Origin of the sequence: Pseudomonas costantinii, from assembly GCF_001870435.1 — a bacterium.
Classification (GTDB): Bacteria; Pseudomonadota; Gammaproteobacteria; order Pseudomonadales; family Pseudomonadaceae; genus Aquipseudomonas; species Aquipseudomonas costantinii.
This window is the reverse complement of record NZ_MDDR01000037.1, coordinates 210300-228181: the sequence shown is the minus strand read 5'-3', so window position 1 is coordinate 228181 and position 17882 is coordinate 210300. Positions and strand designations below refer to the sequence as shown.

Annotated in this window: 17 protein-coding genes; 6 read left to right on the top strand and 11 right to left on the bottom strand. The window is 59.1% G+C overall.

What is annotated here, in order from left to right; genetic code table 11:
* The first annotated feature begins 18 nt into the window (after positions 1-18).
* The 5 genes from BFL40_RS22430 (at position 19) to BFL40_RS22410 (ending at position 3517) form a co-directional block, all read left to right on the top strand.
* On the top strand, positions 19-1512 hold the full coding sequence (locus BFL40_RS22430; RefSeq protein WP_071485976.1) for an RNA polymerase factor sigma-54: 1494 nt from the start codon (positions 19-21) through the stop codon (positions 1510-1512).
* Positions 1513-1587: 75 nt separating this feature from the next.
* Complete coding sequence (hpf, locus tag BFL40_RS22425; protein ID WP_003171804.1) at positions 1588-1893, top strand: ribosome hibernation-promoting factor, HPF/YfiA family; 306 nt, start codon at positions 1588-1590, stop codon at positions 1891-1893.
* A 10-nt stretch (positions 1894-1903) separates the two neighbouring features.
* The gene (gene ptsN, locus BFL40_RS22420) at positions 1904-2368 is read left to right on the top strand and encodes a PTS IIA-like nitrogen regulatory protein PtsN (protein ID WP_016974290.1); all 465 of its coding nucleotides are present in this window, start codon (positions 1904-1906) and stop codon (positions 2366-2368) included.
* A gap of 2 nt (positions 2369-2370) precedes the next feature.
* Positions 2371-3228 carry an RNase adapter RapZ gene (gene rapZ / locus BFL40_RS22415; RefSeq protein ID WP_071485975.1) on the top strand — a complete coding sequence of 286 codons (858 nt, stop codon included), beginning with the start codon at positions 2371-2373 and terminating at the stop codon, positions 3226-3228.
* Between the two features lie 16 nt (positions 3229-3244).
* On the top strand, positions 3245-3517 hold the full coding sequence (locus BFL40_RS22410) for an HPr family phosphocarrier protein (RefSeq protein WP_003216108.1): 273 nt from the start codon (positions 3245-3247) through the stop codon (positions 3515-3517).
* A 38-nt stretch (positions 3518-3555) separates the two neighbouring features.
* Here BFL40_RS22410 and BFL40_RS22405 read toward each other — a convergent pair whose 3' ends face one another.
* From BFL40_RS22405 to pmbA, 6 genes are all read right to left on the bottom strand, one after another.
* Positions 3556-4449: a ZIP family metal transporter gene (locus tag BFL40_RS22405; protein WP_071485974.1), complete on the bottom strand. Its 894-nt coding sequence runs from the start codon at positions 4447-4449 to the stop codon at positions 3556-3558.
* A gap of 31 nt (positions 4450-4480) precedes the next feature.
* A complete protein-coding gene (locus BFL40_RS22400) occupies positions 4481-5092 on the bottom strand; it encodes a superoxide dismutase (RefSeq protein WP_071485973.1) in 612 nt (203 codons plus the stop codon).
* Position 5093: 1 nt separating this feature from the next.
* Entirely contained in the window at positions 5094-5537 is a 444-nt protein-coding gene (locus BFL40_RS22395) for a DUF2753 family protein (protein ID WP_071485972.1), read from the bottom strand.
* Positions 5538-5564: 27 nt separating this feature from the next.
* Positions 5565-6941 carry a class II fumarate hydratase gene (locus BFL40_RS22390; RefSeq protein ID WP_071485971.1) on the bottom strand — a complete coding sequence of 459 codons (1377 nt, stop codon included), beginning with the start codon at positions 6939-6941 and terminating at the stop codon, positions 5565-5567.
* Complete coding sequence (locus BFL40_RS22385) at positions 6934-7329, bottom strand: FagA protein (RefSeq protein ID WP_071485970.1); 396 nt, start codon at positions 7327-7329, stop codon at positions 6934-6936. Before BFL40_RS22385 ends, BFL40_RS22390 begins: the two co-directional genes overlap by 8 nt.
* Positions 7330-7474: 145 nt before the next feature.
* Positions 7475-8821, bottom strand: a complete 1347-nt coding sequence (gene pmbA, locus BFL40_RS22380; protein WP_071485969.1) for a metalloprotease PmbA — start codon at positions 8819-8821, stop codon at positions 7475-7477.
* 108 nt (positions 8822-8929) lie between these two features.
* On the opposite strand from pmbA, the gene yjgA reads away from it, so the two are divergent.
* Positions 8930-9451 (top strand): ribosome biogenesis factor YjgA, encoded by a 522-nt coding sequence (gene yjgA / locus BFL40_RS22375; RefSeq protein WP_017138246.1) that lies wholly within the window; start codon positions 8930-8932, stop codon positions 9449-9451.
* Positions 9452-9496: 45 nt separating this feature from the next.
* Here yjgA and tldD read toward each other — a convergent pair whose 3' ends face one another.
* From tldD to BFL40_RS22350, 5 genes are all read right to left on the bottom strand, one after another.
* A complete protein-coding gene (gene tldD, locus BFL40_RS22370; protein ID WP_071485968.1) occupies positions 9497-10939 on the bottom strand; it encodes a metalloprotease TldD in 1443 nt (480 codons plus the stop codon).
* Between the two features lie 16 nt (positions 10940-10955).
* Positions 10956-11804: a carbon-nitrogen hydrolase family protein gene (locus BFL40_RS22365; protein ID WP_071485967.1), complete on the bottom strand. Its 849-nt coding sequence runs from the start codon at positions 11802-11804 to the stop codon at positions 10956-10958.
* Positions 11805-11852: 48 nt separating this feature from the next.
* On the bottom strand, positions 11853-15668 hold the full coding sequence (locus BFL40_RS22360; protein ID WP_071485966.1) for a YhdP family protein: 3816 nt from the start codon (positions 15666-15668) through the stop codon (positions 11853-11855).
* A gap of 76 nt (positions 15669-15744) precedes the next feature.
* Entirely contained in the window at positions 15745-17202 is a 1458-nt protein-coding gene (rng, locus tag BFL40_RS22355; protein WP_071485965.1) for a ribonuclease G, read from the bottom strand.
* Positions 17203-17272: 70 nt separating this feature from the next.
* Positions 17273-17869 carry a Maf family protein gene (locus tag BFL40_RS22350; protein ID WP_071485964.1) on the bottom strand — a complete coding sequence of 199 codons (597 nt, stop codon included), beginning with the start codon at positions 17867-17869 and terminating at the stop codon, positions 17273-17275.
* Between the last annotated feature and the right edge of the window lie 13 nt (positions 17870-17882).

Sequence of the window (17882 nt, the reverse complement as noted above, 5' to 3'; positions counted from 1 at the left end):
AGGTGTTAAGCCCCTGCCATGAAACCATCGCTAGTCCTGAGAATGGGCCAGCAGCTGACGATGACACCGCAGCTGCAACAGGCCATCCGCCTGCTCCAATTGTCGACCCTGGACCTGCAACAGGAAATCCAGGAGGCCCTGGAGTCCAATCCGATGCTCGAACGCCAGGAAGAAGGCGACGACTTCGATAATGCAGACCCGCTGGCTGACAACATAGAGCAAAAACCCAACGCCGACGTTCAGGAACCCTCTTATCAGGAAACCGCCCCTACGGTGGATAACCTTGAGGAAGGCGAATGGAACGAGCGCATTCCCAACGAACTTCCCGTGGACACCGCCTGGGAAGACGTCTATCAGACCAGCGCCAGTAGCCTGCCCAGCAATGACGATGACGAGTGGGACTTCACCACCCGCACCTCCGCCGGCGAGAGCCTGCAGAGCCACTTGTTGTGGCAACTGAACCTGGCGCCGATGTCCGACACCGATCGCCTGATCGCCGTCACCTTGATCGACTGCATCAACAACCAGGGCTACCTGGACGAATCCCTTGAGGAAATCCTTGAGGCCTTCGACCCGGAACTGGACATTGAGCTGGACGAAATTGAAGCCGTACTGCACCGCATCCAGCAGTTTGAGCCCGCCGGCATCGGTGCGCGCACCCTGAGTGAATGCTTGCTACTGCAACTGCGCCAACTGCCCACCAAGACGCCGTGGCTCACCGAAGCGCAGCGCCTGGTCACCGACTACATCGACCTGCTGGGCAGCCGTGACTACAGCCAGTTGATGCGCCGCATGAAGCTTAAGGAAGATGACCTGCGACAGGTCATCGAGCTGGTACAGAGCCTGAACCCGCGTCCGGGTTCGCAGATCGAGTCCAGTGAAGCCGAATACGTCGTCCCTGATGTGATCGTGCGCAAGGACAACGAGCGCTGGCTGGTCGAGCTGAACCAAGAGTCGGTGCCGCGCCTGCGGGTCAATCCGCAATACGCAGGCTTTGTGCGCCGTGCCGACACCAGCGCCGACAATACCTTCATGCGCAACCAGTTGCAGGAAGCACGCTGGTTCATCAAGAGCCTGCAAAGCCGCAACGAAACATTGATGAAAGTGGCCACCCAGATCGTCGAGCACCAGCGCGGCTTCCTGGAGTATGGCGACGAAGCGATGAAACCGCTTGTGCTGCATGACATCGCCGAGGCGGTAGGCATGCACGAGTCGACGATTTCCCGGGTTACCACGCAAAAATTCATGCATACCCCGAGGGGTATTTATGAGTTGAAATACTTTTTCTCCAGCCATGTCAGCACTTCCGAAGGCGGCGAATGCTCGTCCACGGCGATCCGCGCGATCATCAAAAAACTGGTTGCCGCGGAAAATCAGAAAAAGCCATTGAGTGACAGTAAGATCGCTGGTTTACTGGAGGCACAAGGCATTCAGGTCGCCCGTCGAACGGTCGCAAAGTACCGCGAGTCCCTCGGGATCGCGCCTTCCAGCGAGCGTAAGCGTTTGATGTGACGGGCGGGCCATAGCGTTCCAGTGGTAGGCATTTCTGCCTGCCGCTTTATGCACTGGCAACGAAGGAGAAGCTGTATGCAAGTCAACATCAGTGGACACCAACTGGAAGTGACCAAGCCCCTGCGTGAGTACACCGAGAGTAAGCTGAACAAGCTTGCGGGGCATTTTGACAAGATAACCAACGTGCAGGTCATCATGGAGGTCGATAAGCTCAAGCAGAAAATCGAGGCCACCCTGCACGTACCGAATGCGAAGCTCGTCGCCAATGCGGAGCATGAAGATATGTACGCGGCGATTGACTCGCTCTACGACAAGCTGGACCGCCAACTCATAAAGCATAAGGAAAAGAATCTGCACCTGATGCAAGGTACAGGTCGCTAACTCTCCCCCCATGATCCGACTTGAAACCATCCTGACCCCCGGCCGTTCCCTTGTGAACGTGCCGGGCGGCAGTAAAAAGCGTGCCCTCGAACAAATTGCCAACCTGATCGGCCGCGAAGTGCCCGAACTGGACACGCAAGCTGTGTACGAAGCGCTTATCGCCCGTGAAAAACTTGGTTCGACCGGTTTTGGCAACGGCATCGCCATTCCTCACTGCCGCTTGCAAGGCTGTGAGTCTCCAGTGAGCGCCCTGCTCCACCTGGACGCCCCCATTGACTTCGACGCCATCGACGGTGCTCCGGTCGACCTGCTGTTCGTGCTGCTGGTCCCGCAAGCCGCCACCGATGCGCACCTGGAACTGCTTCGGCAGATCGCCAGCATGCTCGACCGCAAGGAAGTACGTGACAAACTGCGCAGCGCCAAAAGCAATGAAGCGCTCTATCAGGTTGTCCTGGATGAACAAAACGGGCAGTAATCATGCGCTTGATCATCGTCAGCGGCCGCTCCGGCTCGGGTAAAAGCACCGCCCTCAATGTTCTTGAGGACAGCGGGTTCTATTGCATCGACAATCTGCCCGCCGGCCTGCTACCAGAATTGGCAGAGCGTGCCCTGATCCATACCGAACTGGCGCAACCTCTGGTCGCCGTTTCGATTGACGCCCGCAACTTGCCCAGCCACCTTTCGCGGTTCCCTGAGCTGCTTGAGGAAGTACGGGCCAAGCACATTCATTGCGATGTGCTGTACCTGGATGCCGATGAAGAGACGCTGCTCAAACGCTTCTCTGAAACACGTCGACGCCACCCCCTCAGCAGTCCTCATCGATCCCTGGCCGAAGCCATCGAGGACGAGACCGCGCTGCTGGGGCCGATCATTGACCTCGCCGATCTCAAGATCAACACCACCGGCCTGAACCTGTATCAGTTGCGCGACGCCATCAAGTTGCGCCTGCTGAATCAGCCGGAGCCTGGCACGGCGTTTCTCGTGGAGTCGTTTGGTTTCAAGCGTGGAATGCCGGTGGATGCCGACTTGGTGTTCGATGTACGCTGCCTGCCTAATCCTTACTGGAAACCGGAGCTGCGTGACCAGTCCGGGCTGGACCAGCCTGTGGCCGAGTACCTGGCCGCACAACCGGATGTCGAGGAGATGTTCCAGGATATCTCCAGCTACCTGCTCAAATGGCTGCCGCGCTTCGCTGCGAGCAACCGGGCCTATGTCACGATTGCCATTGGCTGCACCGGCGGTCACCACCGCTCCGTCTATCTGACCGAACGCCTGGGCCAGGTGCTGCAACAAACCCTCAAGAACGTCCAGGTTCGCCACCGCGACCTTAGCTGAAAGGAACACCCCCGCGATGCCCGCTCTGGAAATTGAAATCATCAACAAGCTGGGTCTGCATGCCCGCGCCTCAGCAAAATTCGTCGGTGTTGCCGGGCAATTTCCCTGTCAGATACGCGCCGGGCGTACCCCGGAATCCATGGTGGATGGCAAAAGCATCATGGCCATGATGATGTTGGCCGCCGGTAAGGGCACCAAGATTCACTTGAAGACGGAAGGCGAGCAAGAACAGGAAGCCATGGACGCACTGGTGGCGCTGATCAATAACTTCTTTGATGAGGGTGAGTAAGCCCACCTTTTAATAAGACAGGTGAAGCCGCAACAGCTTCACCCCAACGCAGTATCCATCACCATCATCAAACAAAACCCAATGCACAGCCCCAGGCTGGCAAGCTTTTCATGACCATTGCGGCGTGATTCAGGAATCACTTCATGAGTCACCACCAACAGCATCGCACCCGCGGCAAGCGCCAACCCTAAGGGCAACAGTACTTCGGCCAGGCTAACCAGCCAGGCGCAGAGCACGGCGAACACCGGTTCGACCAGGCCTGATGCTGCGCCAATCAAGAACGCTTTGACCCGCGACATCCCCGCCCCAGCCAGAACCAGCGCAATTACCAGACCTTCCGGCACGTCCTGCAGGGCAATCCCCATGGCCAGGCTGTCAGCATCCGGCATACCACCACCCGCGGAGACTCCCACGGCCATACCTTCCGGAATGTTGTGGGCAATGATGGCAAATACGAACAACCAGATGCGCGGGGGGATCACCGGTTTATCCGGGGTGCCCACCAGCATTTCCGGGCTTGCGCCGGAGACCTTGCGGTCAACCAAGTACAGCCCAAACGCGCCCAGCATGATGCCAAAGCTGATCAAACCACTGGCGCCCCAAGGCGAGAGGCCCAGGCTTTGGGCCGCAGTGATGCCGGGAGCGATCAATGAAAACGCTGTCGCAGCCAACATCACCCCGGCACCAAACCCCAGCAAGGTATCGCTCAGCGCCACCGGCATCCGGCGAATCACCAACACCGGAACCGCCCCCAACGCCGTGCCGAGCGCGCAAATCGCCCCACCCTGCAAGGCGCGCAGGATGCGCGGTTCCAGGTCCAGCCAGGCCAGCCCTTGGGCCACCAACAACGCAGTACCTGCCAATAGCAGCAGCGAACCAAACGCATAACGAAACATTCGCACGCTGCTGATCGCCAGTGTTTCAGTGCCCATAGTCGGCCTTAGATCTTGTTATAGAGGAATATCAGGCCAAGGCGGCCTGGTAGCGCGCGGTAACTTCCGGCCAGTTGATGACGCTGTAGAAGGCGTTGATGTATTCCGGACGACGGTTCTGGTACAGCAAGTAGTAGGCGTGCTCCCAGACATCCAGGCCGAGGATCGGGGAGTTTCCGCTCATCAGCGGACTGTCCTGGTTACCGCTGCTTTCCACCACCAGGGTCTTTTGTGGGGTAACACTCAGCCAGGCCCAACCGCTGCCGAAACGAGTCAACGCCGCCTTGGTGAAGGCATCCTTGAAGCGGTCGAAACCACCCAGTTGCTCGTCGATGGCCTTGCCCAATGCGCCTTCGGGCTTACCACCACCATTGGGCGACATTACCGCCCAGAAGAGCGAGTGGTTGGCATGGCCACCACCTTGGTTGATCACCGCAGCACGCAGTTTTTCCGGCAATTGCTGGACGCTGGAAACCAACTTTTCTACCGGCCAGCCTGCGAATTCGGTGCCTTCGACGGCGGCATTGAGGTTGTTGATATAGGTCTGATGGTGCTTGGTGTAGTGAATCTCCATGGTTTGCGCATCAATATGCGGCTCCAGGGCATCGTATGCGTAAGGCAAGGCAGGCAAGGTGTAGGACATATCAATGTGCTCCGTAATAAGGACTGTTGCGGGTCGACGCATCCGGTTGCGTCGCAGTGCCGCCCAGCAAGCGATAAGTACGCGGGTACTCACCGTGGTCGCTGATGAAATTCAACAGTTCGACGTAGGTCTTGCTGCTCTGACGCAGCGCCGCCTCGCGCAATTGCTGGCTCAAACGCGGGTTCTGCATGGTCTGGAGCAGGCGCTGGTGAATGGCACAGAGGTACTCCGCGCTTTCTTCAGGCTGGTTAAGACGCAGGTGCAGGTCCGCCAGGTTGTGATGGGAAATGACGCAAGCCGCCACTGCTTCGTCGGCATCTGCCCAGCGCTCGAATAACACTTGAGCCAGGGCCAGGGCTTGCAAGTAGGCCTCACGAGCGTCGACCAGATCGCCTTGCATAAAGTAGCGATTGGCCCGCTCGATCGTACGTTTCCAATGCTCCATGGTGAGCCTCCAAAGCAGGTTTGGTGATTACACGCCGCCGGCCGTGAGTTTTTCAGGATCTAGCAGAGCTTCCAGCTGACTGCGCGGCAGGTCGGTGTGCTCAAGGGCGACATCAATCACCGGGCGGCCTTGCTGATAGGCCTTCTTGGCGATTTCAGCAGCCTTTTGGTAACCAATGATCGGGTTGAGAGCAGTGACCAAAATCGGGTTGCGCGACAGCGCTTCCTTGAGCTTGGCTTCATTGACCTTGAAGCTGGCGATGGCCTTGTCGGCCAGCAGGCGGCTGGAATTGGCCAGCAGCTCGAGGCTACTGAGCAGGTTCTGGGCGATGATCGGCAGCATCACATTCAGCTCAAAGTTTCCCGACTGACCGGCGACGGTAATCACTGTGTCATTGCCGATGACTTGCGCGGCAACCATGGCGGTCGCTTCCGGGATCACCGGGTTGACCTTACCTGGCATGATCGAGGAGCCAGGCTGCAAGCCTTCCAGTTCAATTTCCCCCAGGCCAGCCAACGGGCCGGAGTTCATCCAGCGCAGGTCGTTGGCGATTTTCATCAGCGAAACGGCGGTGGCCTTTAACTGCCCGGAGACTGCGACGGCGGTGTCCTGGGAGCCGATCAGCGCAAACAGGTTCTTGCCTGGCGTGAATTTTACGTCGGTCAGGCTGCTCAGTTGCTGGCTGAAACGTGCAGCAAATTCAGGGTGTGCGTTGATCCCGGTGCCGACCGCCGTGCCGCCCTGGGCCAGGGCCTGCAAACTCGGGAGCAGATCCTGCAGGTGGCCGATGTTAGCCTTGAGCTGTTGCGCCCAGCCATTGAGCACCTGGCTCATGCGTACCGGCATCGCGTCCATCAGGTGCGTGCGGCCGGTTTTGATAAACGGATGGACCTCCTCGGCCTTGCGTTCGATCACCTGCACCAGGTGCAGCAGGGCTGGCAGCGTTTGTTCATGTAGGACCAAGGCGGCGCTGACGTGGATGGTGGTCGGGATGATGTCGTTGCTGCTTTGTCCGCAGTTCACATGATCATTGGGGTTGACCGGCTCGCCCAGCAATCGGGTGGCCAACGTGGCAATCACTTCGTTGGCGTTCATGTTGGAGCTGGTGCCGGATCCGGTCTGGAAGATATCCACCGGGAAGTGCGGCATGAAATCGCCCTCCAGCAAGCCTTGGGCGGCGTCGACGATGGCTTTGCCCTGCCCTTCGCTGATCTGCTTGAGGTCGACGTTGACCTTCGCTGCTGCGGCTTTGGCTAGAATCAGGGCGCGAATGAATTGCGCCGGCATGCGTTGTTGGCTGATCGGGAAGTTGTTCACCGCGCGCTGGGTCTGGGCGCCATACAGGGCCTCGGCAGGCACTTGCAGTTCGCCCATGCTGTCGCGTTCGATACGGGTGTTACTCATCGGAAGATCCTTGCACCAAGTCGGAGTGAGAAATAGACGGCAGCAATTCGCAGGTCGCCAATTGCCAGGCAAAGGTCTGCCAGCGCTTGAGGCGGCAGGCACAGTGAGAGAGTTTTTCCAGGTCGCGCAACGGGCGCCAGGCCTGGTCCAGGCACATGGATCGCCAGTGCCAGGGTAAGGCGATATCGCTGGAGGTATCGATCAGCAGACGGAATGACGTTTCGGCGATCGTCCACGGATGGGTCGCGGTGCAGCACGCCAGGTATCGACCTTCATTGAGATAATGTTCGATCAGGCGAGGTTCATTCGGGTCGAGGGCGCAGCGAATCTGACGACTCATCCAACGCCAGCTTTCCAGGTAAGGATCCTCATGCAGGACAGGGCTCATGATCCGCACTCATTCGGTAATGATATTTATTATTAAATGATATTGAGAATCAAAACAAGCATGCCATATCAATCCGCCTGTGACACAGGCATAAAAAAGGCGCGCCATCTGTGAGATGGCGCGCCTTTTTTGAGCGTCGGTGGTATTAGCTGCCGGCGACAGTCATCCGCTCGATCAGCACAGAACCCGTGCGAATATTACTGCGCAGTTCCAAGTCGTTACCCACCGCAACGATTTGTTTGAACATGTCGCGCATGTTGCCGGCGATGGTCACTTCCTGGACGGCGAATTGAATTTCGCCGTTTTCTACCCAGAAACCCGCCGCGCCGCGGGAGTAATCACCCGTGACCATGTTCAAACCGCTGCCCATCAACTCGGTCACCAGCAGGCCACGGCCCATACGACGCAACAGCGCCGCCTGGTCCTCGTCGCCATGGGTCACGAACAAGTTATGTACGCCGCCTGAGTTGGCGGTGCTTGGCAGGCCGAGTTTACGACCGGCGTAGGTACCCAGCACGTATGAGACCAACTCACCCTTCTCGACAAACGGCTTGGCATAAGTTGCCAGACCATCACCGTCGAACGCCGAACTGCCCATGGCGCGCATCAAGTGCGGGCGCTCATCGATGGTCAACCACTCAGGAAACAGCTTCTGGCCGATCGTGCCCTCAAGGAATGAGGACTTGCGGTACAGGTTGCCGCCGGAAATCGCCCCCAGGAAACTGCCGAACAAACCACCGGCCAGTTCAGCCGAAAACAGCACCGGCACCTCACAGGTCGGTACCGGGCGCGCACCCAGGCGGCTCGCGGCACGCTGTGCAGCACGCTGGCCAATGCTGACGGGGTCAGCCAACAATTCGCCCTGACGGTTCACGTCATACCAATAATCACGCTGCATCTGGCCATTAGCTTCGGCGATCATCACACAGCTCAAGCTATGACGAGTGGAGGCGTAACCGCCGATAAACCCATGACTGTTGCCATATACACGGCAACCCTGATGGGTGCTCAACGTGGTCCCATCCGCGTTCTTGATCCGGGCATCGGCATCAAACGCCGCCGCTTCGCAGATCAACGCTTTTTCGATGGCCTGCTCGGGCGTGATGTCCCACGCGTGGAACAGATCGAAATCCTTCAAGTCCTTAGCCATCAGCGCCTTGTCGGCCAAGCCCGAGCTTTCATCTTCGGACGTATGCTTGGCGATCGCCAAAGCAGCAGCGACGGTCTCACGAATCGCTTCAGGGCCGCTGGCAGAGGTGCTGGCCGAGCCTTTGCGCTGCCCCACATACAAGGTGATGCCAAACCCCTGGTCGCGGTTGAATTCAACGGTTTCCACTTCCCGCTGGCGTACCGACGTCGACAGCCCCTGCTCAAGCGACACCGCCACTTCGCAGGCACTGGCCCCCTGGCGCTTGGCCTCGGCAATGATCTGCTCGACTTGTTCCTGCAGTGCCGGTAACGCTTGCGGACCGACGCTTTGGGCTGCACTCATGGTTTTCTCCACTCAAATTCTGCTTTCGGTTAAGGCCATCGAGCGACCGGGCCGGACAAGCGGCCCCCGACTGGTTATCATGGCGGCGTTTCTTTGCGGACTGCCACCATGGTTGATTCTTACGACGACTCCCTCGATGGGGAGAAAAGCAAAACCCAGGTCAAACGTGAGCTGCATGCTCTGGTTGACCTTGGCGAGCGCCTTACAACGCTCAAGAAAGACTTGATTGCAAAACTGCCACTGACCGACGAAATGCGCCGGGCTCTTGCGGACGCCCCCAAGCACACGGCGAATATTGCGCGTAAACGGCACATCATGTTTATCGGCAAGCTGATGCGCGATCAGGACACTGACGCGATTCTGGCGTTGCTTGATCAAACCGATGCCTCCACTCGCCAGTACAACGAACGCTTCCATAACCTGGAGCGTTGGCGTGACCGCCTGATCTCGGGCGATGACGCGGTGCTGGAGAAATTCGTACTGGACTACCCGGACGCGGACCGCCAGCAACTGCGCTCCCTGATCCGTCAGGCCCAGCACGAACAGGCGCATAACAAGGCGCCGGCCACCAGCCGTAAAATCTTCAAGTACATCCGAGAGCTGGACGAGACTCAACGCGGCCTGCGCTGATCCTCTTCCCCGGGTGGCGGTCTGCGCCACCCGAAGCTCCCCCTCTTACGACCCCGTGCCACCCACGGTGATCGCATCAATTTTCAGCGTTGGCTGGCCGACACCCACAGGCACCGACTGCCCATCCTTACCGCACGTACCCACGCCGCTGTCCAGCGACAGGTCGTTACCGACCATCGACACCTTACTCATGGCTTCCGGCCCGTTACCAATCAGCGTCGCCCCTTTGACCGGCGCGGTAATCTTGCCGTCTTCGATCAGGTACGCCTCGCTGGTGGAGAACACGAATTTGCCGCTGGTGATATCCACCTGGCCGCCACCGAGGTTGGCGCAGTAGATCCCGCGTTTTACCGAGGCGATGATTTCCGCCGGATCGCTTTCGCCACCGAGCATGTAGGTGTTGGTCATACGCGGCATCGGCAGGTGTGCATAGGACTCGCGACGGCCGTTACCAGTACGCGCCACACCCATCAGACGGGCGTTGAGCTTGTCTTGCATATACCCCTTGAGCACACCGTTCTCGATCAACGTGGTGCACTCGGTCGGAGTGCCTTCGTCATCGATGCTTAACGAGCCACGGCGCCCGGCCAGCGTGCCGTCATCGACAATGGTGCAAAGCTTGGATGCAACCATCTCGCCCATGCGCCCACTGTAGGCCGAACTGCCCTTACGGTTGAAATCGCCTTCCAGACCATGGCCAACCGCTTCGTGCAGCAGGACACCAGACCAACCCGAGCCCAACACCACCGGCAAGGTACCCGCCGGTGCAGGAATGGCTTGCAGGTTGACCAGTGCCTGGCGCAGCGCTTCACGGGCATAACCCATGGCGCGGTCATCCGCGAGGAAATAACGGTAGTCAGTACGCCCACCGCCGCCGTGGCCACCGCGCTCGCGGCGACCGTTCTGCTCGACGATCACGCTGACGTTAAAGCGCACCAACGGCCGTACATCCGCCGCCAGCCCGCCGTCGGTGGACGCCACCAGGATACGCTCCCACACACCGGCCATGCTCACGGTGACCTGTTGGATACGCGGGTCCAGGGCACGAGTGGCCGCGTCGACGCGCTTGAGCAGCTCGACCTTTTCCGCACGGCTGATCACTTCCAGGGGGTTATCCGGCGCGTACAACTGGGCCACGTCCTGGGTGCTGAACGCCTGCACCGTGCCATTTTGACCAGCGCGGGAAATTGAGCGTGCTGCACGGGCCGCCAGGCCCAAGGCTTCCAGGGTGATTGCGTTGCTGTAGGCAAAACCGGTCTTTTCACCGGACTGCGCACGCACACCCACACCCTGGTCAAGGTTGAAACTGCCTTCCTTGACGATGCCGTCTTCGAGGGCCCAGGACTCGGAAATCTGCCCCTGAAAATACAGGTCGGCCGCATCAATGCCTGGCCCGGCCAAATCGCCGAGTACGGTTTGCAAACTTTCGATGGTCACGCCACCGGGTGCCAGGAGGTGTTCACTGACTGAGGACAACAACTCGCTCATAGGTTTGGCCTTAAATTCATCGTTCCGAAGCAGGCCGCTGCGCGCCCTGCGAGAAAAAGCGCCGATGGTTGACCACCGGCATGCGCGCCCTTATCGACGCTTGTTCACTGCTGTCACGTTCGGCCAGCAGCACCGCTTCGCCTTGATCCTGTTGTGTCAGCACGCGCCCCCAAGGGTCGACAATTGCCGCGTGGCCATAGGTTTCCCGTGGCCCCGGATGCACACCGCCCTGGGCGGCCGCCAGCAAGTAGCACTGGGTCTCGATGGCCCGCGCGCGAATCAGCACATCCCAATGCGCAGCACCGGTCACCGCCGTAAAGGCCGAAGGCGCGGTAATCAATTCAGCCCCTGCAGCACGTAATTCGCTGTACAGCTCGGGGAAACGCAGGTCGTAACACACCGTCAGGCCTAACCGACCGACAGGCGTATCCGCCACCACCACATTGCTCCCGAAAGCATAGTCGTCGGATTCGCGATAACGACCTCGCGCATCGGCGACATCGACATCGAACAAGTGCAGCTTGTCGTAACGGGCAACGATTTCACCCTGATCATTGATCAGCAGCGAGCAGGCGTTGGACTTGGCGCTCGGTTGATCCTCTGGCGGCAACGGCAAGGTGCCGGCCACTATCCATAAGGTGAGGTCGCGGGCGGTCTGTTTCAACCACGGAAGAATCGGACCCTCACCCAACGCCTCGGCGCGGCCGATATCAGCCACGTCGCGGCGACCCATCGCAGCGAAGTTTTCCGGCAGCACCGCAAGCTTCGCACCGCCTGCCGCTGCTTGCTCCAGCAAGCGCCGAGCCTGGGCCAGATTAGCCAGCACATCACTCTGGCTGACCATTTGAATTACCGCAAAGGACATGGGCCGACACTCCGTAATGGGCATGCGGTCATGCTACTCCACAGGCTCTCAGTTTGGTTTTTCAAATGGTTTGTCGAAGGTGATTTTTGGGTCCTTCCATGGGCCTTCCACCTTGTATTGCACGCTGGCAAAGCGCGAAACACGGTCACCAATCAACTTGTCGATCAGGAACAACGCGCCGCCAATGGCGGGCGCACCAACAATCAGCGCGGCAATCGGCAGGTTATTGGTCACAGGCAGAGTGACCAGCAGCTTGGCGTCGACGCGATCAGCGACCAGGTCCAGGGTGCCATTGAGCTCCAGGTTGGTGGAGGGCCCGGTCATGGTGATGGGCTCACGGGTCACAAACACACCATTACTGGCCGCCAGCAAACCTTTGACCCGGTCATAGCTCAAGCCTTTGCCGAGCAAGTCCGAAAAGTCCAGGCGCAGACGGCGGCCGATGGAGTTGAAGTTGAGCAAACCAAACACCCGCAGGGCCTGGGCGCCGCCTTCCACTTCAACGAACTGACCTTTACGAAACGCCGCATCCAGGCTGCCAGAAAAACGCTTGGGCCCGACCCAGGCCGGTGAACCTGGCCAACGACCATCCACATCCAGATGGAAGTCCTCGCTGGTCACGGTCGGTGCAAAGCCCCAACCCTTGAGCACATCAGCGATGTTCTTGCCATCCAGGCGGCCCTTGTACCAACTGCTGCTGGCACCCGGCGCGCCCTCCCAGCCACCGGCGCCGTTGAGCTGCATGCCCTTGAGGCCCAAGTCCAGGTTGTTGAAGGCAAGGCCTTTGGCGGTTGGCCGGATCTTCAGCGACCAGGCACCCACCAGGTCCGCCCCCTGAAACAGTTGATTGATGGCGATATCCAGCGCTGGGATGTCCTTGGGATCGATATTTGCCAACGGGTCCGGCGAATTTTCATCCGCCTGCACCGTCGGGTCCGGCGCTGGTAACTTTACGTATTGCAGGTTAATCGCAATGGGCGCGCCCTTGGCATCCGGCAGGTTCACAGTACCTTTGGCCTGCTGGCTGTCGAGTTGCAAACCCCAAGCCGTCGGCTTGCGATCAAGCTGCAAGTTGACCTGATCAAACTGGGTACCCAAGCCGGTCAGCTTGCCCACCTTGAAGTCGGCGCCACTGAGCAGTTGCTTGGCACTGCCGCCCGGGTCATTGCCTGCGTACCGGTCTACCAGCTTTTTCCATGGGTCGACGTCCAGCTCTGACAGCACACCGCGAATGCGCAAGCCTTTGGTGACAGGCAGTACGGCGTCGCCATTACCCAGGAACAGCTCACCACGGCCATCGTTGAATTTGTCGGGAGGCGACGCAAAAGTAAAGTTCGCCAGCTCACCGTAATCGAACCAATAACGACGCTCGGCACCCTGCAGGGTCATGCGAAATACACTGTCGCGGCCTTGGCTGGCGGGCATGCCAAAAGGCGCCGGCAGGTCCACCACAACGCCCTTCATATTGGAACTGACCATCAATTGACTGTCAGCGCCGTCCAGGGTGAGCTGCAACTGGTAGGGAATATCGCCGGACACCGGTAGAGGCTGGCTGATTTTCAACCAATCCGTCAGCCGCTTGACCGTAACCTGGCCCTTGGCGGTAACGCGCGTGCTGATATTGCCAGGCTTGCCATCGGCAACAATCTGCGCCGTGATTGGTCGATCAAATGCCTGGGCCGAGATATTCTGGCCGCTCAAGCCTTTAGCGCTGTCAAAGCGGAAATCGCCCTTGAGCTGGGTCAGGTCCAGAGGCGGATCGGCCAATTGTAGACGGGCTTTATCAGTCTGGAAGTCCACCACGATCTTGGGCTCAGTGCCCTTGGCCAGAGGGATATCCAGGTCCAGCTTACCTTGCAGGTCACCCTCGCCTTTCCAGCCGGCGAAGGTCGAAGCCGTGCCGATCGGTGCTTCCTGGAGGATCTTCAGACCATCACCCAAGCCACCTGCAAACCCACCGGTGATCAGTAGATGGCTGTCCTTGCCGGCAGGCGCGTGGGGAATATTGACGTAGACATCCTTGACCTTGGTGTCGAGCAATTGGCCCTTGCTGGCCACGATGCGCACGCCGCTCTCCTCGACAAACACTTCGCCATTGACCTTGCCGACATGCGGCCAGCCCGGCTGGAACGCCAGCTCGGCGTCATGCACCTTGAAAAACAAGCTGATATTGCGTGCAGCCGCAAGCGCATCGTGATTCAGCGAGCCCTGGTACTGAAAGAAACCTTGATCTACAGCGCCCTTGAGAATCGCCGTGCGCAGCCATTCGTCCAAAGACGGGCTCAACACTGCGGGCAAATACTTAGGCGTGAAACGGCCATCACCGTCGACCATGCCGACCCGCAGGTCCATATAGTCTTCCTGGCTATGGTCGAAATGCAGGCGAATCAAAAAGTCGGCGGCGACCTTGCCTTCTTCGCCCAGCACCTTGATATAAGGGGCGATCAGCGTGAAGCCTTCCTTATCCAGCTTCCAGGTCAAACGCGCATTGGCCTGGATGTACTGCCAGGGTTTGGCGAAAATCGGAAACAGGTGCAGGGAAAAGTCCTTGCTGTCCATGCGCAACTCGCCATGGCCCAGGTCACCACTGATGCTGCCGGATACGTTACGCGCAGCCGGCGCGCCGAAATAGGCGTCAAAGCCAATGCGCTCAAGGTTAGCCGCAAAGCTGATTTTCTGGTCGGTGGTGTCCTGGGGCCGGAAATCTACCAACACGTTACGCAGCAGGCCCGTGGCCTTCAGGTGTTCGAGGGTCTTGGCAAAGCCTTCCGGTAGCGGCGCCAGGGCATTAAGCAACGGGGTAATTGGGGTCAGGTCCAGGCGATCGGCTTGCAGCTTCCAGACTTCCTGATCCTTGTCGGTGGCCAGGCTTTGCTGCAATTGGAGGCGCGACTCCCAACGGGTATCCCCCAGATTCATCGCCAGCGTGTCGAACAGCACGTTGAGGCCGCTGTCACTGCGCTGCAAATAGGCCGTCAGGGCAAGGTTTTCAATATTCACGGGGGGGCGGTCGGCGTAGCTGCCCTTCACTTGCGGCGAATTAAGGCGTACCGCAGCACTTTGGACGGTACCTTTGGCCCAGGTGAGCCAGAACTCACCCCCCGCCTTGAACTGCGTGAGCTTCCACTGTTGGGTTAGCTTCGCGGGAATCCATTTGGCCCAGTCGCTTTGGGGAAGGCTGAGGTAGGCCTGGACTTCACCGTCTTTCCATTGGCTCGCGCGAATGCGGCTACGCAGGCTCAAGGCCAGCGGCTGGCCATCGGGCAGCGTCAGGCGTGCATCCAAACGTTGCTGGGTCATCCCGGTATGCAAGCTCAGGCCCACATAAGTCAGGGTCAACGGCGCCTGGTCGAACGGCTGCAAGGTGACTTGGCTATCAAGCAACGACACGCGCTTGACCATCTGCATACGTGTTAGTAACTGCTCCGGGTCCAACGGCTGGTCGTCCTGCACCGGCAGACCTTGTAGCGCCCAGTGGCCGTCCTTGTCCTCCTTGACGCTCACTTGCAGGCCACTGACCTCCAGATGGGCGATACGTACATCACGCGCCATTAGGCTGGCCCAGATATCCGGCACCACCTCGACCTGATCCAGGCGCAAGGCACTGCTGCCCTCGCCAACCATCACGTCGTGGGCCAGTAATACCGGGGCAAAGCCGCTCCAGCGCCCTTCGAGGCGACCGATGTGCAAGGGTATATCCACCGCTGCCTGGGCCTTGGCTTCGATTTCGGCGCGGTACTCGGCCACCAGTGGGGTCAGTTCACGACCCAGGCTCACATACACCGCCGCCAACACCAGCAACAGCGCACAGAGGCCCAGGCCCCAACGGGTCAAAGCGGCAAAAAAGCGTTTCAGACGCTCCATGTCAGGCGACCCTCAAGGCAGTTAGCGGACGGCAGATCAAGGTCGGCCGGTCTCAAGAAAAGAAAGCGAATGGGGATCAGAGCAGCACCACGTCGTATTGTTCCTGGGAATACATGGTTTCAACCTGGAAGCGAATCGTACGCCCGATAAAAACCTCCAACTCCGCGACGTTGCCGGACTCCTCATCCAGCAATCGATCGACCACTTTCTGGTTGGCAAGCACTCTATAGCCTTCAGCCTGGTAGGCTCGCGCCTCCCGTAAGATTTCCCGGAAAATCTCATAGCAAACTGTTTCCGGGGTCTTCAACTTGCCGCGCCCCTGGCAACTGCTGCACGGCTCGCACAGCACTTGCTCAAGGCTTTCACGGGTGCGCTTGCGGGTCATCTGCACCAGGCCCAACTCGGTGATGCCGATAATGTTGGTCTTGGCATGATCGCGCTCCAACTGCTTCTCGAGAGTGCGCAGCACTTGACGCTGATGCTCTTCGTCCTCCATATCGATGAAGTCGATGATGATGATCCCGCCGAGGTTGCGCAGCCGCAGTTGGCGGGCAATCGCGGTGGCCGCTTCGAGGTTGGTCTTGAAGATGGTCTCTTCGAGGTTGCGATGACCAACGAACGCGCCTGTGTTGACGTCAATGGTGGTCATGGCTTCCGCCGGGTCCACCACAAGATAGCCGCCGGACTTGAGCGGGACCTTGCGTTCAAGGGCTTTCTGAATTTCGTCTTCGACGCCATACAGATCGAAGATCGGTCGTTCGCCAGGGTAGTGCTCCAGTCGGTCAGCAATTTCCGGCATCAGCTCGGCAACAAATTGCGTGGTGCGCTGGAAGGTTTCCCGCGAGTCGATGCGAATTTTCTCAATCTTCGGGCTGACCAAATCGCGCAACGTACGCAGTGCCAGGCCCAGGTCTTCATAGATGACGCTTGGGGCGCCAATAGTCTTGATCTGCGCGCCAATTTGGTCCCACAGGCGCCGCAGGTAACGGATGTCCATGAGGATTTCATCGGCACCTGCACCTTCTGCCGCAGTGCGCAGGATGAAGCCCCCCGCCTCCTTGATACCTTCGGCAGCCACGCAATCGCTGACCACCTTCTTCAGGCGCTCACGCTCGGCTTCGTCTTCAATCTTCAGAGAAATGCCGACATGGGCCGTGCGCGGCATGTACACCAGATAACGCGAAGGGATCGACAGCTGGGTGGTCAGTCGCGCGCCTTTGGAACCGATGGGGTCCTTGGTGACTTGTACCACCAGGCTCTGCCCTTCATGCACCAGGGCGCTGATGCTCTCCACCGCAGGGCCTTCGCGCAGGGAAATTTCCGAAGCGTGGATAAACGCGGCACGGTCCAACCCTATGTCGACAAATGCGGCCTGCATCCCCGGCAATACCCGCACCACCTTACCTTTATAAATGTTGCCCACAATCCCGCGTTTCTGAGTGCGCTCGACGTGCACTTCTTGCAGAACACCGTTCTCTACCACCGCCACGCGCGATTCCATCGGCGTGATATTGATCAGAATCTCTTCACTCATGGCTGGGTCTCGTTCAGGCGTTTTCACAATAGTGACCGATCGCTTAAGGCTTGGCGCGCAAGTAAGGCGCTCAGCGCGCGGTAAGGTTTTGCCAGCAGGGTATGCCGAATTGGTCGAGCAGTTGCGCGGTTTCACACACCGGCAGGCCTACCACGGCGGAATAGCTGCCATTGAGCCCGGCGACAAACACCGACCCCAGCCCCTGGATAGCATAGCCGCCCGCCTTGTCCTGAGGTTCGCCACTGTGCCAGTAGGTTGTAGCCTCCTCGACAGAAATACCGCGAAAACGTACACGGCTGCTTACACATCGAGTTTCGCAGCGCAGCCCATCTGTCACGGCAATGGCGGTGAGAACCTCATGCTCACGCCCCGCCAAGGCCCGCAACATCGCCAGGGCATCGGCTTGGTCCAGGGGCTTGCCGAGGATCTGTCCATCAACGATGACGGCAGTGTCAGCACCCAGCACACAGGCGCCCGAGACGTCTTCAAGCGTAGCGAAACCCGCCGCTGCCTTACTGCGAGCGAGACGCTCGACGTAGGCAACGGCAGATTCGTTTGTAAGAGGAGTTTCATCAATTGCGGCGCTGACCACGGTGAAGGGCACACCGATCTGGGTCAGCAGTTCACGCCGCCTTGGGGAGCCCGAGGCCAGATAAAGCGAATTCATTCCAGACTCTCCC

Coding starts and splice junctions, on each gene's coding strand:
- BFL40_RS22430 (WP_071485976.1), top strand. CDS start 19: ATGAAACCATCGCTAGTCCTGAGAATGGGCCAGCAGCTGACGATGACA.
- hpf (WP_003171804.1), top strand. CDS start 1,588: ATGCAAGTCAACATCAGTGGACACCAACTGGAAGTGACCAAGCCCCTG.
- ptsN (WP_016974290.1), top strand. CDS start 1,904: ATGATCCGACTTGAAACCATCCTGACCCCCGGCCGTTCCCTTGTGAAC.
- rapZ (WP_071485975.1), top strand. CDS start 2,371: ATGCGCTTGATCATCGTCAGCGGCCGCTCCGGCTCGGGTAAAAGCACC.
- BFL40_RS22410 (WP_003216108.1), top strand. CDS start 3,245: ATGCCCGCTCTGGAAATTGAAATCATCAACAAGCTGGGTCTGCATGCC.
- BFL40_RS22405 (WP_071485974.1), bottom strand. CDS start 4,449: ATGGGCACTGAAACACTGGCGATCAGCAGCGTGCGAATGTTTCGTTAT.
- BFL40_RS22400 (WP_071485973.1), bottom strand. CDS start 5,092: ATGTCCTACACCTTGCCTGCCTTGCCTTACGCATACGATGCCCTGGAG.
- BFL40_RS22395 (WP_071485972.1), bottom strand. CDS start 5,537: ATGGAGCATTGGAAACGTACGATCGAGCGGGCCAATCGCTACTTTATG.
- BFL40_RS22390 (WP_071485971.1), bottom strand. CDS start 6,941: ATGAGTAACACCCGTATCGAACGCGACAGCATGGGCGAACTGCAAGTG.
- BFL40_RS22385 (WP_071485970.1), bottom strand. CDS start 7,329: ATGAGCCCTGTCCTGCATGAGGATCCTTACCTGGAAAGCTGGCGTTGG.
- pmbA (WP_071485969.1), bottom strand. CDS start 8,821: ATGAGTGCAGCCCAAAGCGTCGGTCCGCAAGCGTTACCGGCACTGCAG.
- yjgA (WP_017138246.1), top strand. CDS start 8,930: ATGGTTGATTCTTACGACGACTCCCTCGATGGGGAGAAAAGCAAAACC.
- tldD (WP_071485968.1), bottom strand. CDS start 10,939: ATGAGCGAGTTGTTGTCCTCAGTCAGTGAACACCTCCTGGCACCCGGT.
- BFL40_RS22365 (WP_071485967.1), bottom strand. CDS start 11,804: ATGTCCTTTGCGGTAATTCAAATGGTCAGCCAGAGTGATGTGCTGGCT.
- BFL40_RS22360 (WP_071485966.1), bottom strand. CDS start 15,668: ATGGAGCGTCTGAAACGCTTTTTTGCCGCTTTGACCCGTTGGGGCCTG.
- rng (WP_071485965.1), bottom strand. CDS start 17,202: ATGAGTGAAGAGATTCTGATCAATATCACGCCGATGGAATCGCGCGTG.
- BFL40_RS22350 (WP_071485964.1), bottom strand. CDS start 17,869: ATGAATTCGCTTTATCTGGCCTCGGGCTCCCCAAGGCGGCGTGAACTG.